The following is a 15106-nucleotide window of genomic DNA, read 5'->3' on the forward strand; positions in this document are numbered from 1 at the left end:
GAGACAGGGCCGGCCGCGACAGCGGTCAAGGCCGCGGGACTCTCCCTCGGCTGATCGTCGGGGACGGGCCGCGCGGGCCGGCTCAGAACCGGTGCATGCAGTACAGGCCGCCGTAGTAGGGCGTGAGGTCGAGCCCGGAGCTCGAGTAGACGTCGGGGATGTGTTCCGGGACGCTCCACTCGTCGCCGAGTTCGTGGAGCCGGGTCCACCAGAGCGATCCGTAGTAGGCGTTCTCGTAGACGAAGTAGACGCAGTACAGGTAGTCGTTGAACCGGGCGATGGCGGGCCGGTAGCCGGTGCGGATCGGGTTCCCGTCGGTGTCCACCATGGGCTCGTCGGAACTCCACTCGTCCGTCTCGCTGTTGTAGGTGATGAGGTACAGCTCGTCCCCGCCGCGGTCGTGCACGCAGTACAGGTCGTTCTTGAAGCGTTCGACGACGGGTGCCCGGGCGACCTCGATGTCGCCGGGGACCAGCCGGTCGGTGCCCCAGGTCGCGGTGGCGGTGTCGTGGGTGATCCACCGCAGGAAGCCGTCCTCGTCGTCGTGCACGCAGTACAGGAGGCCGTCGTAGACGGTGGTCGCGGCCGGGTTGGTCGACCGGACCGCGACGTCCCGGTCGTCCTCCACTGGCCGGTGCGGGGACCAACCATGCTCGGGGCCCTCCGAGTTGTAGCGCGTCCACCACAGGCGGGCGTCGTCCTCGGTGCGGTGGTTCACGCAGTACAGGAAGTCGTTGGCGTGCTGCACCGCGACCTGGTCGGACGCGAGCACGTAGTTGCCCTCGACGTCGTTGACGAAGAGCCTGGTGTACCAGGTGTCGTCCTCCTTCTGGTAGCGGTTGCACATCATCTGGAAGGGTTTCCAGCCGCCCGTGCCGAGGGACCAGAGCGAGTCCTTGTACACGTCGATGCCGGGACCGAAGGGGACGCTGCTGGTGGTGCCCCGCTCCTTCGACCAGCCGGTCTCGGGGTCGTAGACCGTCCACCGCATGTAGTTGCGCTCAGAGGTCCGTTGCCACCGCTTCCCCCCGCCGGCGTCGAACCGGCGGACGGGCTCGCGCCCGGACCCGGTGGGCGCGTCGTCGGCGTCCCGCTCGTGGGCGAGCCGGCCGTTGAGGTAGGTGGCCAGGACGGCGCGGTCGTCCCCCATCAGCGCGAAGGTGAACAGGAGTTCGCCGAGGGAGCCGGCGTTGGAGGTGCGGGCGGAGAGCAGCGGGGTGGCGTCCGGGTCGAGGACGATGAAGTCGGCCTCGTGCCCCGGTTCCAGTGAGCCGACGAGGTGGTCGAGGCGCATCGCCGAGGCCGAGCCGACGGTCGCCAGGTAGAACAGCTTGACCCCGGTCATCGGGAAGTCCCGCAGGGCGCCGACCTTGTAGGCCTCGCCCGCGGTCTGGAGCAGGGAGAGGCTGGTGCCGCCGCCGACGTCGGAGCCGAGTCCGACCAGTACCCGCCGGAGGGGGTCGGTGGCGCGGGGCATGTCGAACAGGCCGGAGCCCAGGAAGAGGTTGGACGTCGGGCAGTGCGCGATGCCGCTGCCGGTCTCGTACAGGCGCTTCCACTCGCGCTCGGACAGGTGCACGGCGTGGGCGAAGACCGCGCCGGGGCCGAGCAGGCCGTACGTCTCGTAGACGTCGACGTAGTCCTCGCACTCCGGGAACAGCTGGTGGACCTTCGCCACCTCGACCTGGTTCTCCGCCAGGTGGGTCTGCAGGAGCGTGCCGGGGTACTCCCGCCAGAGCTCCCCGGCCGCGCGCAGCATCCCGGGGGTGCAGGCGACGGCGAACCGCGGGGTGACGGCGTAGATGCTGCGGCCGACCCCGTGCCACCGTTCGATCAGCTCCCTGGACTGCTCGTAGCCCACCTCGGGGGAGGCGTCGAGCAGTTCGGGCGGGGCCGCGCACTCCTCGCTGTCCATCAGCACCTTGCCGGCCGCGAGCCGCATCCCGCGACCGACGCTCTCCGCGAACAGCGCGTCGACCGACTCCGGGTAGGTGGCGCAGTTGACCAGGGCCGTGGTCGTGCCGTTGCGCAGCAGCTCGTCGCAGAACAGGGCCGCGACGTCGCGGGCGTAGTCCGGGTCGGAGAACCGGGACTCCTCCGGGAAGACGTCCGCTCTGAGCCAGTCCAGCAGTTGGTTGCCGTAGGCGGCGATGATCCGGGTCTGCACGTAGTGGACGTGGGTGCTGACGAGGCCCGGGAGGATCAGCTTGTCGCGGTAGTGGACGATCTTCGTGTCGGGTGGGAGGCCGCGTACGAGGTCGCCGTAGTCCCCGGCCGCGACGATCTTCCCGTCCTCGCAGACCAGCAGCCCGTCCTCCACGTAGACGAGCGCGTCCCCGTCGTCCTCGCCCTCGGGCGTCAGGAACGGGTCGTCGCGGAACCACACCAGGCCGCCCCGGACGGCCGTCACCGCCGGGCGGCACCGGCCGGCCGCCCCGGCGGGCGGTTCGCCGGCCGCTCGGGTGTCGCGGGTGTCGCGGGTGTCGCGGGTGTCGCCGAGGCGGTCGGGTCCGCCGGGTCCGTCGTCGGAGAACGCAGAGGTTCGCATGGGGCTCACTCCCAAGGGGGGTTGAGGCGGCCGCGAGGCCCGTCCGAGGCTCCGGACTCCCTGTGCTCCCCACCGGACAGCAGGCCGGACGTGTGCGGACCGATCGGCCGCGAGGCGACTGCGCTCCCAGTCTCACGAGGGGCCGACCGGCGCTGCGCGCCGGATTCCGCCGGTCGAGTGGTCTTCGGCGGGACTGGCATAGGTGGGCGCTGGGCGGCCGACGCGCCCGGCCCCGCCGGTGCGGGGGAGCACCTTCCCGGGGCGACAGGGTCGTCGGACAGAAGGCGTGCGAGCTCGACACCCGGCACCGGGACGTGGAGGAGAAGGGCCCCGGGTGAGCCCGGTCCGCTGCGACGTCCTCGCCCTGCGGCTCCTGCGCTAGACGGCGGCCGGAGGGCGGCCCGAAGGCCGCTTGACGATGTACGTACATCAACCTGTTTCCGGCGGCCGCGAATTCCCGGCATATCCGCAGGCAGAGGCGAATCGGACGATCGTCTTCGGGATTCCTCCCCGCCATCCGCCAGGGCGCCTTTGTCCGCTTTATTCCGTCGGTCCTCGGCAAGGGGTGGTCGATCCCGGTGGCGAGTGACACTCTCTTCCGTTGTCGGCGATACGGGGCCGCGAGAGCCGGGGAAAACAGCCCGGCGCGGGCCGGTCATTCCGCATCGCCAGGTCGCAACGATCCGTCAGTCGAATGGGACAGGGAGAGCGGTACTTCCATGAATCTTCGTATCAGCAAGCGAATTGCCGCGGTGACACTCGCCGCCGCCACCGTGGTCGGCGGAGGCGTCGTCGCCGCCTCGCCCGCCAGCGCCATCGGCCCCGTGCAGTGCCCCGGCGGCGGGGCGAAGGCCTACGGCATCGAGCTGTGGATGTCGGGCTGGCAGCTCTGCTACGCGGGCAGCGTGGGGGCCATCTACCCCAACGTCGACGGCGTGAACCTGGTGACCTCGCAGTGGAACAACGGCATCATCACGGCGAACGGCACGCCGTACAACCTCTACGCCGGCGGAAGCCTCAGCTTCACCAGCGCGCACGTTTCCGAAGTGCAGATCGTGTGATTCCGCCAGGGGCGGCGGGTGTCCTCCGGATGCCCGCCGCCCGCTTTTCTCCGCGTTTCTCCAGGGAGGAGAAGAATTCCGATGCCGATGCCACCGCGGGGACGCGCCCCGCTCGCGCTCACCGTCCTGGCCGTGGCCGTGAGTTCCCTTTCCGCCTGTTCCGGTGGAGGCCAGGCGAATTCCAGCCCGCCGCCGACGGGCCAGGTGCCGGTCATCGACCGGCCGGAGCAGATCACCCTGCCCCTCGACGGCTACAAGCCGACCGCCGAACAGGCGGTGACGATCAGTCGGGCCTCGCACCTCGTCGCGGCCCGCTGCATGAAGGACTTCGGCCTCCAGGCCCCGGAGGAGACCTACGACGCCTTCACCCAGGCGGCGACGGCGGCCCGGGAACGGACCCAGCTCTACGGGTACTTCGCCCCGGCGAAGGCGGCCGAGAAGGGGTACGACCGCAACCAGGTCATCCCCGATTCCACCCTCTCCCCGGACGTCACCTCGGTGCTCTACGGAGCGGACCCCTCGGGGAAGCCGGTCACGAGCTTCAACGGCAGGCCGGTGCCCAAGGGCGGCTGCTGGCAGGCCGGCGCGGACGCGCTCGGCGGGCCGCCGCCGGTGCCGGGCACCGCGCAGGGCCTGCCCGACAAGGGCCCCCGGATCCCCCTCACCGACCCGCGCCTGACCGCCGCGTACGCGGAGTGGAGCGCGTGCATGAAGGGGAAGGGCTACAGCTACGCCAACCCGGCGGACGCCTACAGCGACCGCAAGTGGGGCGCGGCGGGCGCCACCCCCGCGGCGGGCACCACCCCCGCCGCCGGGACGCCGCCCCCGCGCAGCCCCGACGAGGTGCCGACGGCCGAGGCCGACATCGCCTGCAAGATCTCCCTGAACACGGTCGGCCGGCTCGTCGCGGTGGAGACCGCCTACGACAACCAGTACATCGCGAGGAACGCCGACTCCCTGCGGAGCTTCGCCCAGCAGCTGAGCGCGCGGACGCAGCGGGCCCGGGCCGTCATCGCGCAGGACGGCGCCGTCGGCCAGGGAGCGCCGCCCGCGGCGGTTCAGCCCGGGTAGTCGATGGCGTTCAGGGCGAGGTCGTCCATCAGGCGCTCCCTGAAGAGCCACCCGCCGTCGACGCGGACCACCGTGTCGTTGAACCGGCCGTAGGCCGCGACGTGCGGCGTCTGGGTCCGCGGCTCGAAGGCGGCGATGACGACCATGTAGCTCCAGACCGTCGCGGTGTCCGCGTCGACCTCGGTGACGGTCGTGTTGGTGCTCATGTGCCGGTTGCCGGCGCGGCTCGGGCCGTAGTCGTCGAGCCACTGGGCGAGCGCCTCGCGGCCGGTCGTCGTCCCCGTGTAGTTGGTGAGGCTGCCGTCCTCGGTGAAGGTGTCGGCGAAGCCCTTGAGGTCGCCCTCGTCGACGGTCTTCCAGTAGCGGGCCAGCAGTTCGTGGATCTCGAAGCGGTCGGCTGCGGTGATGCCGGACATGCGGGTGCTCCCTATCCGAGGTCTGTCCGAGGTCGGTGCGAGGTCGGTGCGAGGTTGGTTCGAGGCCGGTGCGGGACCGGTGCGAGGTCGGTGCGGGGTCTACCTGAGGTTTCCGCGGGCGAAGGCGGCGAAGACGCCCTCGCCGCCCATCGCGTCGAAGAACGCGGCGGCGTGCTCGCTCTGCCAGTTGCCGAGCAGCCGCGTCAGCGCCGGGACGACGGTGAGCAGCTCCGCCCCGGCGGCCCGCAGGGTGTCGCGGCTGTTGGCGGCGGAGGTGCGCGTGCCGGCCGCCGACACGTCGAGCAGGACGGCGACGCCGAAGCCGTCCTCGATCGCGGACAGGACCGGCGGCACCAGGCACACCTCGGTGGTCAGGCCGCCGACGAGGAGGTTCTCCCGGCCGGTCGCACGGACGGCCTCGACGAACGCCGGGTCGTCCCACGCGTTGATGACGCCCGCGCGCCGCACCCGGGCGGCGTACGCGGCGGGCACGAGGGTCTCGAGGTCGGGCAGCAGCGGGCCCTGCTGCCGGTCCTCGAGGCTGCTGGTCAGGACGACGGGGACGCCGACCGCCGCCGCGAAGCGCACGATCGTGCGCACCCACATCGTCAGCTGGTCGCGTTCGTCCTCGCCGGCCAGCTCGCCGGCCCACCCGATCGTGCCGACCTGGTGGTCGATCAGGACCAGCGCGGTGTTGTCGATGGTGAGGGGGATCCGGGGTGCGGTCATGACGCCCTCACCCGCCGGGGCGATCCGTGTCGAACCGGGTCGAATCGGCCCGGACACGCCTATCTGCACTCATGTGCCTACAGTAAGTGACGCCTCGGCGTCTGCGGCCCGATCCACGAGCGGGGCGGGGTGTCGCCGCCGGGACGGTGGCGGACCCTGCGGTGGACGAGGCGTTCGGGGCGTTCGAGGCGGCGCTGACCGTGCCGGGCCGTCGCGCGGGAAGTCGGCCGGTCCGACTCCCCGCGCCGAGCCCGCCGCGTGGGGTTACGCCCTGCCGCCCCTGTTGCCCCCGCCGCGCAGCAGGTCCGCGATGCGCGCGTCGACCTGCTCGCGGTCGTAGCCCCGCCACCTGATCTCGAACGCCGGCACGGGCGGCAGTGAAACGGCCCCGGACAGGGCCCTGAGGTAGTGGTCGACCTGCTCGCGGTCGTAGCCGCGCCGGACCAGGTCGAAGCCGCGGAACTCCGGTGATGCGGACACCTCGCGGGTCCTCCAATCTCTGACGACTCCCTGACGGCCGCTCGCCCGGGCCGCAGGGATCGAGGCCGGTGAGCGGGGCTCGCCGACCGGGGTGGCGCGTGAAAGGCGTCAGGCTTCTTGATCTTGTCATATGGATCGCGTCAGGAGTCGCGGGACGGCGGACTTCCGGTGCCACCATCCAACTTCCCCGAGAAGAAAGACGGTTCCGACCTTGCACCTCCTCTCCCGCCTGAAACGTGCCCTGGCCTGCGGGGTCGCCGCCGTCGCCGTGGTCTCCGTCCTGACCGCGCAGGCCCAGGCCGCGCCCGCGGCGGCCGCCGCGGCGGCCCCGGTGGACAAGACCTGCGGGACCCCGGCCTCGCCGGGCGGCGGCAACTGCATGACGGCGCTGATCAGTTCCGCCTTCGACACGATCAGGCTGATGCACGACGCTGCCAACCTCAACAAGCTGGACAACGCGGAGTTCACCCAGAACACCGCGACGAAGTTGAGCGCGAAGTTCCCGGGGTTCAACGTCATGGTGTTCAAGACCGTGGGCACCGACCTGTACGACACCGAGTGGTTCCGGAACGAGTACAAGTCCGACATGCGGGGGGTGCTGCTCGACACCACCTACAAGCTCAACCACTTCCTGGACAAGGAGAAGAAGGAGCCGTCCGGCTACGACGTCTTCCGGATCTGGGTCTTCCAGGGGGACTCGACCTTCCGCAACCGGGGCGACGGCGGCTACCTGAACTGGGCGTTCACCGGCAACGACGGCGACACCGTCAAGAAGGAGCCGTGGACCTGCCGCTCGGGCACCGCGCGGCCCTACAAGTGCGACGGCGACGTGCGCACCGTCCACTTCCCCGCGCGCTCCGGCTACGGCACCAGGACCGGCAGCCTGACCCCCGACTCCAGCGCCCCCGGCTATCACGCCTGCCTGGACGTCAGCGGCAACGGCACCGCGAACGGCACCCCCGTCCAGATATGGGAATGCAACGGTGGCGACGCCCAGAAATGGACGTACAACGGCTACAAGCTCCAGGCGGCCAACGGCAAGTGCCTCGACCTGGAGGCCAACAAGACCGCGAACGGGACCAAGCTCCAGGTGTGGGACTGCCTGGAGATCCCCGGACAACGCTGGAACATGTCGGCCGGCGGCGGCTTCCGGCACATGACCGACCAGGACGACCGCTCCAAGGACGTCTGCGTCGACGACTTCAGCGGCCGGACCGCCAACGGCAGCACGGTGGCGGCCTGGGCCTGCGGCTCCGAGGACCGGCGGGACGCGCCCAACCAGAACTGGGCCTGGGGCGGCACCCCGCCGACCACCACCCCGCCCACGCCCGGCGGCGGCACCGGCGCCGAGGTGTACCTGAAGCTCGACAACGGCCTGGGCGCCGTGCCGGTCAACGGCTCCGCCGGCGCGTCGGTCGTCGCCGGGCTCCGGGGCGGCAACGAGTCCAAGTGGAAGCTCGCCCCGGCGGGCGGCGGCCGCTACCGGATCACCAGCTCGTACGGGCTGGAACTCACCGAGAACGGCGGCTACCTGGCCGAACTCCAGCCGTGGAGCAACTCCTCCCGGCAGAAGTGGGAACTCGCCGCGATCGGCAACGGCAAGTACCAGATCCGGATCTCCGGCGACGACTGCCTCGCCCACGACGCCGACTTCAAGCAGCTCGGCGTGTGGACGTGCAAGCAGGACTGGCACCAGGGGTGGGTGCTCGAATCCACGTCCGGCGGCGTGATCACGCCGACCGACCCGACCACCCCGACGAAGCCGGACCCGAAGCCGGACCCGGACCCCAAGCCGAAGCCCAAGCCGTCCTCCGACATCCCGACCGAGCGGCCGCTGTTCCTGAAGCTCGCCAACGGGCTGGGCGCGACGGCCCCCAACGAGACCGCGAGCTGGGGTTCGCCGATCGTGGGCGGGATCCTGGGGGCGAAGGGGTCCCGCTGGACCATCAAGCCGCTGGGCGGGGACCGCTACCGGATCGTCAACGACCTCGGGTACAACCTCACCGAGAACCCCGGGACGTACGTCGCCGAGCAGCAGGCGTGGGGTGACACCGCCAACCAGAAGTGGGAGTTCGTCAGCCTCGGCAACGGCAGGTACCGGGTCCAGATCGGCGACGACGACTGCCTCACCCACGACTCCGACTTCAAGCAGCTCGGGGTGTGGAGCTGTGAGGGCGGCTGGAAGCAGGAGTGGTCCTTCCAGCTCCGCTGACCGGCGTACGGGCACCGGGGCCGCGACCGGATTCGCGGCCCCGGTCGGGGCCGCGCGCGCTCCGTCTCAGACCTCGTGCACGCAGTACAGGCCGCCGTAGTAGGGCGCGATGTCGAATCCGGTGTACGAGCGGACGTCGGGGATGCGCTCCGGGACGCTCCAGCTGTCGTCGCCCTCGTCGCTGTCGTCGTACCGGGTCCACCAGAGCTCGCCGCGCCCGGAGTCCGTGTCCACGTAGTAGACGCAGTACAGGTAGTCGTTGTGTCGGGCGATGGCGGGCGCATGGCTGGTGCGGACCGGGTTCCCCTCGGCGTCCTCGATGCGCCGGTCGGCGCTCCACTCCTGGGTTCCGCTGTTGTAGGTGATCCAGTACAGGTCGTCCCCACCGCGGTCGTGCACGCAGTACAGGTGGTCCTTGAAGCGCTCGATGGCGGGTGCCCGTACGGCCCGGATGTCGCCGGGGATCGGCAGGTCGGTGCCCCAGGTCTTCGTGGCGGTGTCATGGGTGATCCACCGCAGGATGCCGTCGCCGTCGTGCACGCAGTAGAGGAGGCCGCCGTAGACGGTGAGCGCGGCCGGTCTCGTCGATCGGACCTCGGCCGACCGGTGGTCCTTCACCGGTTGGTGCAGGGACCATCCGGTCTCGGGGCCCTCCGAGTTGTAGCGGGTCCACCACAAGCGGCGGTCGTCCTTGGCGCGGTGGTGCACGCAGTACAGGAAGTCGTTGGCGTGCTGCACCGCGAGCGGACCGGACGTGTGCACGGGGTTTTTCTCGACGTCGTAGACGAAGGACTTGCTGTACCAGGTGTCGGTTTCCTTGTTGTAGTAGCCCCATGCCAGGCCGTAAGGCTCCAGTGCTCCTGCGGCGAAGCAGTGCAGCAGGCCCTTGTACGCCTCGATGGCGGGAGCTGACTTCAAACTCCAGTTGTAGCGATGGTCTTTCGACCAGCCGGTCTCGGTCTCGTGGACGGTCCACCGCATCGTCTTGTCGTGGCCGGCCGGAGTGGCAGAAGTTGGCATGGGGTTCGCTCCCGAAAGGATCGAGGTGGTTGAGAGGTCCGTCATGGCCGCAGGATCGTGGTGTTTCTCGAAGGGGGAAAATGGCCGAACGTGTACGGATCAATTGGTGGCAGGGCAGTCGCGTCCCCAGTCTCGCCGGGGCCCGGTCGGCGTTGCGCGCGGGGCTCCGCCGGTCGAGTGGTCCTCGGTGTGACTGGTATCGGTGGTCCATTGGCGGCCGACGCGCCCGGCCTCGCCGGTGCGGGAGATCGTGGTCGCGGATTCCGCATCGCGCACGTGCGCGAAAGCTGACCAGCGATCGAGTACTTCGATTACGATCTATTTCGTTGATTCCGGTTCTGGATTCCATGACGGCATGTAATCGAACACTATCTACCCGACCCTATCGTGACCCCCGGACGCCACGTCCTGTTCCCAGCGCTTCGCACCAGAAGCCGACCATGGAGGCCACATGGACATCAAGCCCGGCACCTACAGCATCAAGTCCGTCGGATACCTCACCCAGGTCGCGACCGCGCCCGCCTCGGGTGACAGGGTCGTCGGACAGAAGGAGCGCGAACTCGACACCCAGTACTGGGAAGTGGAGGAGAGCGGGCAGTACAACACCGTCCGCAACGTCGGCACGGGCCGGTACCTGGCCGTCGACGGCGACAGCGCCGTCCTGAACGAGAATCCCGCGGACTGGGACGTGACGCTGGAGAGTCAGGGCCGCTTCAAGATCGCGGCGGTCGGTGACGGCAGGGCCCTGTACCTGACCGGCGGCAAGGACGGTGCCCCGGTGGAACTGGCCAACTACACCGGAGCGAAGCCCCAGCAGTGGTACTTCCAGAGCCGCGGCGACGACTAGAGCGGCCCCGTCGGCGGGGCGCGGACCGTGGCAGGACTGTTGCCCGTGACGTGGCGCAGCTCACTGCCGTCCGGCGCGGGGCGTGATCGACTCGACCGATGCGCCAGCCCTCCCCGCCCCGCCGCCCGCTGACGGCCCGGCACCCCGCCGCGTCCGCCGTGGCCGCCGCCACCGCCGCGCTCCTGCTCGCGGGCTGCGGCACCGCGACGACCGCGGCCTCCGGCGGCGGTCCGGAGGGCTCCGGCAGTCCCCGGCCGTGCGGCAGCCCGCCGCCGAGCGCGCCCGGTGTGCCGCAGCCGACCGCGCTCGCCCAGGGCGGGGCGCGGATCACCGCCGTCGGCCGTACCTGTTTCGAGTACGAGGTGACCAACCCGAACGCCGAACCGTACGACTACACCGTGATGTTCAACGGGCCCGATCCGGACCGGGGCGCGGCGGTGTTCGGCGACCCGGGCGGGGGAGCGGGCGGAGTAGGGGGAGGGAACCTCACCCGGACCGTCACCGGGCTCGCCCCCGGCGCCACCGAGAAGGGGCGGATCGACCTGGCCGTGCCCGGCGTGACCGGGTCGGGTTCCCGTCCGGGCGCGCCCACCCCGGGACGGGCCGACAACCCCCGCCCGCCGAAGCCGGAGCTCCTCAAGGTCCGCAGCGTGCCCACCGCCGAGGCCTCCCGCCCCGACGGCCCCTGCCCGCCCTCCGGCCTGCGGCTGTACGCCGACGAGGGCAGCGCCGCGATGGGCCTGCGCGCGGTGAGCCTGCACCTGCGCAACTGCGGGACCGCCACCGTCACCCTCGACGGCTACCCGCAGGTGCAGCCGCTCGACCCCGACCACCGCCCCCTCGACGGGGTGGACATCCTGCGTGGCGGCGCCCGGATCGCCGCCGGCACCGGCGCCGACAACCCGCCGCAGAAGATCGCCCTCGGCCCGGGGGAAGGCGCCCGCGCCACCCTGGTGTGGCGCAACACCACCGAGGCCGGCGCCGGAGACCCGCAGAACGCGCCCTACGTCCGGGTGCGCGCCACCGCCGACGCGGCTCCCGTGATGGTCGTCCCGGAACTCGACCTCGGCACCACCGGACGCCTCGGCGCCGGCGCCTGGGCCCGGGAGGACGCGAACGACAAGCCGTCGCCGGACCCGAGGCCCTGAGGCCCTGAGGCCTTGAGGTCCCGATGTCCCGAGGCCGTGGAGAGGGAGGGGCGGCCCGGCACGCTCCCCCGTGGCGTGCCGGGCCGTCGGCGCGGAAACGGAACGAGATGTTCCGCCGCGCGGTGTTCACTCGTGGAGGATGCCAGGACGGCACCCCCGCCGTGTTGGCACCGAGTCGACAGTCCTTGGCACTGGGTGGACAGGTGCGGCCTTCCGGCCCGTTCGTGCGCGCCGGGTGCTCGCGCCGCCGGGTGCTCGCGCCGCGGGGTTCTCGCGCCGGAGGGCTTCGAGGACGGGTGCCAGGCGGGTGTCAGTCGAGGGCGAGGCGCTTGTTGAGGGCCTCGCCCGAGGGGAGGGGGTCGATGAAGCTGTGCAGGAACCGCAGCATCGCGTCGGTGTCCAGGCCCTCGCAGGCGGCGTCCATCGCGGCGTAGAGGAACTCCTCGATCCCGGCGACCTCGGTGGCCAGGCGCGCGCCCTCGGGGGTGAGGCTGAGCTGGACGTAGCGGCGGTCCTCGGCGTCGGCGCGGCGCTCGACCAGCCCGGCCGCGACCACGCGCTCGACCAGCCGGCTGGGGTTGGTGCCGCTCTCGCACACCAGGAGCTGTCCGAGCCCGTTGAGGCTCAGGGTGCCGTGCTGCTGGAGCAGGCGCAGCACCTCGGCCTGGGAGGGGGTGATGCCGTGGGGTTTGAGGGCCTGGATCAGCAGCCGGTTGCCTTCGCGCTGGGCTGCCAGGATCGCGAACCGCAGGTGCTCGGCCTTGCGCATCGATGTCCTCTCGGGTGGTCTACGGGGCGGCCAGGAAGTCCTCGACCGCGGCGGCGTAGGTTACCGGGTGGGAGAAGCGGAACATGTGGCCGGTGCGCGGCAGCACGACCTCCCGGGCGTCGGGGATGCCAGCGAGCATGATCTTCGAGGCGTTCTCGCCGATCAGCACGTCGTGCGAGGGGGTCAGCAGCAGGGTCGGGACCTCGACCCGGCCGAGCGCGTCGACGTAGTCGGCGGTCATGGCGGCCCGCACCCGCGCGCCGAAGGACGCGGCCGGGGTGTTGACGAGGAACAGTTCGCGGCTGCGCGCCTCGTTCCAGGGCACCTGGCCCTCGCCGTCGAACGGGGAGGCGAGGCGGTGGGCGTGGGCCCGCAGCGTCAGCTGCCGGTAGAGCGGGCCGCGGGCCCTGCCGATCGCCCGCATCAGGGCCTTCCACGCCTTGGAGTCGACCGGGTCGGCCGCGAATCCGCCGGACAGGACCAGGGCGCGCAGGCCGCGCGGGCGGCGGGTGGCGAGCGCGAGCGCGATGACCGCGCCGAACGAGTCGCCGACCAGCACGTAGTCGTCGAGGTCCGCGACCGCGTTCTCGACGTGGTCGGCGTAGCGCTCCATGTCGTCGACGCCCTCGGGCAGGCGCAGCGTGCGCTTGGGCGCCTCGCCGTAGGGGGCGAGCTGCTCGGCGCTCCACGGAGCGCCGGAGAAGCAGGGGATGAAGACGAGGGTCGGGGTTCTCCGTGCAGTGCTCATACCAGATAGGTTACACGACACATGTGTCGTGACACATGTTGGCCGCATCGCATCGCATCGCACCACATCGCATCGCGCCGAGGTGGTCCCGGATGCCCCCCGGCGGCCCCGTCGGCGGGGCCGTGCCGCCCGTGCGGCTATCCGCCGGCGCCCCCGGCCAGGGCCCGCCGGCGGTGCTCGCTGGGGGAGAGGCCGTACGCGGTCTTGAAGGCGCGGCTGAACTCGGCGGCGCGGGGCAGGCCGCAGCGGGTGGCGACGGCGTGGACGGGCAGGTCGCGCAGCGCGGGGTCGGCCAGGTCGCGGCGGGCCCGCTCCAGCCGGCGGCGGCGGACGAAGGCGGCGACGGTCTCGCCGCCGGACTGCCGGGTGAACAGGCGGTGCAGGTAGCTGACCGAGATGTGGTGGGCGGCCGCGATCACGGCGGGGGTCAGCTCCGGGTCGCGCAGGTTGCGTCCGACGAAGGCCCGGACGTTCTCGACCAGGGCCCGCTGCCGGGTGTCGTCGGGTACGGCGGCCTCGGCGTCCAGTTCCCGGGCGAGCCAGGCGGCCACCAGGTCGACCACGATGCCGCCCAGCCGGGGGGTCTCGACCGGGCCCAGGACGGCGGCCTGCCGGTCCAGGCCGACGAGGAACTCCGAGAGCAGCGCGCAGGCGCCCTCCCGGGAGGAGAAGCCGCGGCCCAGCAGCTCGTGCACCCGGTGCGGCGGCAGCGGCAGCAGGGCGGTGGGGAAGTCGACGCCGACGGCCTCGATCCGGCGCTCCGCGGGCGCCTGGGCGCGGGAGCCGAAGGCCCGCAGGTCGAAGGAGTGGGAGCTGTCGAGCATGTGCAGGTTTCCGGGTCCGAAGGTCTCGGTGGGCCCGGTGTCGCGGGTCAGGGCGAAGCCGCCGTCGAGTAGCAGGGTCAGGTGGAACACCCCGAGGTCCGAGCGGCGCACCCGGCGCTCGGTGCGCTGGAAGCGGGTCGGCGGGAAGGAGGTCCGCAGGAGGGTCACCGGCCCGAGCTCCAGGCGCCGCATCTCCGCCCGGAAGTCGTCGGAGTGGTCGCTGGTCACCTCGCTGTCCCGGGTGCGGCTGACCAACTCCCGCCAGCACTCGAACCGTTCCCTCTCGGGTACGCCCTCACCGCGGAACACGCTCGCCGTGCTCGTGGTCACTGTCCGCCCTTCCCGTCCGGGGTCCGTCCCCTTCCCTGTCCGGTCGGGCTCCCCTTCCCCACCAGGTGTCACCGGCCCCTCGCAGCCGGTGACACCGAAACCTACAAGGTCAGGCCCGGTGTCCTCCGCCCGGGGGCCCGGAGCCCGGCCGCGCTCCGCCCGGGGCGGCCGTCGCCCGACGGGAAATCCGGTGAACCGGCCGTCCGCCACTGCCCGTTGGCATGAACGCAGGGACCGACAGGCCCTGCTCCCATCGGAGGGCGGCGTACGGGACGCGTCCCGTACCGCCGTCGACGAGACCGTGCCGCGGCCGGTCGGGAACCGCGCCGCAGCGGAAAGAGGGGAACGATGAGGAACACCGGAAGGACCAGGCGCACGCTCGCCTTCGCCGGCGCCGCCCTGGCGCTGGCCTCGCTCACCGGGCTGACGACGGCCACCAGCGCGTCCGCCGACGTCAACAGCGAGTGGAACTGTTCGCGCAACCCGAGCGGCTGGGACCACATGAACTGGGGCAGCTGTCTGCTGCCCGGTGACTCGCTCGTCTCCGCCAACGGCGCCTACCGGCTGACCTACCAGACCGACGGCAACCTCGTGGAGTACGACCGCTACGGCACCGCGATGTGGAACACCGCCACCTTCGGCGGCGCGGGCAAGGCGATCATGCAGTACGACGGCAACTTCGTCGTCTACGACACCTTCAAGAACGCCAAGTGGGCCACCGGCAGCGGCTTCGGCTGCAACCCCAGCGCCAACTGGGTGCGCATGCAGAACGACGCCAACATCGTCGTCTACCGCCCGCACGACAACAGCAGCCCCTGGGTCCCGGTCTGGTCCTCGCAGTCCGGCCGCGTCGGCACCTGCTGACCCCCACCCGGCCCGTGCCCGGCACCTGCTGACACCGCC

Annotated in this window: 14 protein-coding genes; 6 read left to right on the forward strand and 8 right to left on the reverse strand. The window is 71.5% G+C overall.

Annotated features, from left to right (window positions below; genetic code table 11):
* Positions 1–82 precede the first annotated feature (82 nt).
* Positions 83–2548, reverse strand: coding sequence for a guanine deaminase (guaD, locus tag ACFU7Z_RS21710; RefSeq protein ID WP_380778992.1), 2466 nt, complete (start codon positions 2546–2548; stop codon positions 83–85).
* Positions 2549–3267: 719 nt separating this feature from the next.
* Between guaD and ACFU7Z_RS21715 the strand changes: the two genes are divergently transcribed.
* Together ACFU7Z_RS21715 and ACFU7Z_RS21720 are read left to right on the forward strand one after the other, a co-directional pair.
* Positions 3268–3609 carry a hypothetical protein gene (locus ACFU7Z_RS21715; protein ID WP_143204695.1) on the forward strand — a complete coding sequence of 114 codons (342 nt, stop codon included), beginning with the start codon at positions 3268–3270 and terminating at the stop codon, positions 3607–3609.
* Positions 3610–3690: 81 nt separating this feature from the next.
* Positions 3691–4680 (forward strand): hypothetical protein, encoded by a 990-nt coding sequence (locus ACFU7Z_RS21720; RefSeq protein WP_380778994.1) that lies wholly within the window; start codon positions 3691–3693, stop codon positions 4678–4680.
* On the opposite strand, the gene ACFU7Z_RS21725 is transcribed toward ACFU7Z_RS21720, so the two are convergent.
* The 3 genes from ACFU7Z_RS21725 to ACFU7Z_RS21735 all read right to left on the reverse strand — a co-directional run bounded on the left by ACFU7Z_RS21725 (position 4668) and on the right by ACFU7Z_RS21735 (position 6305).
* Positions 4668–5096, reverse strand: a complete 429-nt coding sequence (locus tag ACFU7Z_RS21725) for a nuclear transport factor 2 family protein (protein WP_117484976.1) — start codon at positions 5094–5096, stop codon at positions 4668–4670. The genes ACFU7Z_RS21720 and ACFU7Z_RS21725 overlap by 13 nt on opposite strands.
* A gap of 99 nt (positions 5097–5195) precedes the next feature.
* Positions 5196–5825 carry an isochorismatase family protein gene (locus tag ACFU7Z_RS21730; RefSeq protein WP_380778996.1) on the reverse strand — a complete coding sequence of 210 codons (630 nt, stop codon included), beginning with the start codon at positions 5823–5825 and terminating at the stop codon, positions 5196–5198.
* Positions 5826–6089: 264 nt separating this feature from the next.
* Complete coding sequence (locus ACFU7Z_RS21735; RefSeq protein WP_380778998.1) at positions 6090–6305, reverse strand: hypothetical protein; 216 nt, start codon at positions 6303–6305, stop codon at positions 6090–6092.
* Between the two features lie 211 nt (positions 6306–6516).
* On the opposite strand from ACFU7Z_RS21735, the gene ACFU7Z_RS21740 reads away from it, so the two are divergent.
* Positions 6517–8517, forward strand: a complete 2001-nt coding sequence (locus ACFU7Z_RS21740; RefSeq protein WP_380779000.1) for a ricin-type beta-trefoil lectin domain protein — start codon at positions 6517–6519, stop codon at positions 8515–8517.
* A 66-nt stretch (positions 8518–8583) separates the two neighbouring features.
* Here ACFU7Z_RS21740 and ACFU7Z_RS21745 read toward each other — a convergent pair whose 3' ends face one another.
* The gene (locus tag ACFU7Z_RS21745) at positions 8584–9537 is read right to left on the reverse strand and encodes a hypothetical protein (RefSeq protein ID WP_380779002.1); all 954 of its coding nucleotides are present in this window, start codon (positions 9535–9537) and stop codon (positions 8584–8586) included.
* A gap of 451 nt (positions 9538–9988) precedes the next feature.
* Here ACFU7Z_RS21745 and ACFU7Z_RS21750 point away from each other — a divergent pair, with 451 nt between their 5' ends.
* Together ACFU7Z_RS21750 and ACFU7Z_RS21755 are read left to right on the forward strand one after the other, a co-directional pair.
* The gene (locus tag ACFU7Z_RS21750; RefSeq protein ID WP_380779004.1) at positions 9989–10384 is read left to right on the forward strand and encodes a hypothetical protein; all 396 of its coding nucleotides are present in this window, start codon (positions 9989–9991) and stop codon (positions 10382–10384) included.
* 98 nt (positions 10385–10482) lie between these two features.
* Entirely contained in the window at positions 10483–11532 is a 1050-nt protein-coding gene (locus ACFU7Z_RS21755) for a DUF4232 domain-containing protein (protein ID WP_380779006.1), read from the forward strand.
* A gap of 310 nt (positions 11533–11842) precedes the next feature.
* On the opposite strand, the gene ACFU7Z_RS21760 is transcribed toward ACFU7Z_RS21755, so the two are convergent.
* The 3 genes from ACFU7Z_RS21760 to ACFU7Z_RS21770 all read right to left on the reverse strand — a co-directional run bounded on the left by ACFU7Z_RS21760 (position 11843) and on the right by ACFU7Z_RS21770 (position 14203).
* Entirely contained in the window at positions 11843–12301 is a 459-nt protein-coding gene (locus ACFU7Z_RS21760; protein WP_380779008.1) for a MarR family winged helix-turn-helix transcriptional regulator, read from the reverse strand.
* A gap of 19 nt (positions 12302–12320) precedes the next feature.
* Positions 12321–13049, reverse strand: coding sequence for an alpha/beta fold hydrolase (locus ACFU7Z_RS21765; protein WP_380779011.1), 729 nt, complete (start codon positions 13047–13049; stop codon positions 12321–12323).
* Positions 13050–13186: 137 nt separating this feature from the next.
* On the reverse strand, positions 13187–14203 hold the full coding sequence (locus ACFU7Z_RS21770) for a helix-turn-helix domain-containing protein (RefSeq protein ID WP_380779013.1): 1017 nt from the start codon (positions 14201–14203) through the stop codon (positions 13187–13189).
* 348 nt (positions 14204–14551) lie between these two features.
* On the opposite strand from ACFU7Z_RS21770, the gene ACFU7Z_RS21775 reads away from it, so the two are divergent.
* Entirely contained in the window at positions 14552–15067 is a 516-nt protein-coding gene (locus ACFU7Z_RS21775) for a hypothetical protein (protein WP_074005383.1), read from the forward strand.
* Positions 15068–15106: the final 39 nt, after the last annotated feature.

It is taken from the genome of Kitasatospora sp. NPDC057518 (assembly GCF_042802075.1).
Classification (GTDB): domain Bacteria; phylum Actinomycetota; class Actinomycetes; order Streptomycetales; family Streptomycetaceae; genus Kitasatospora.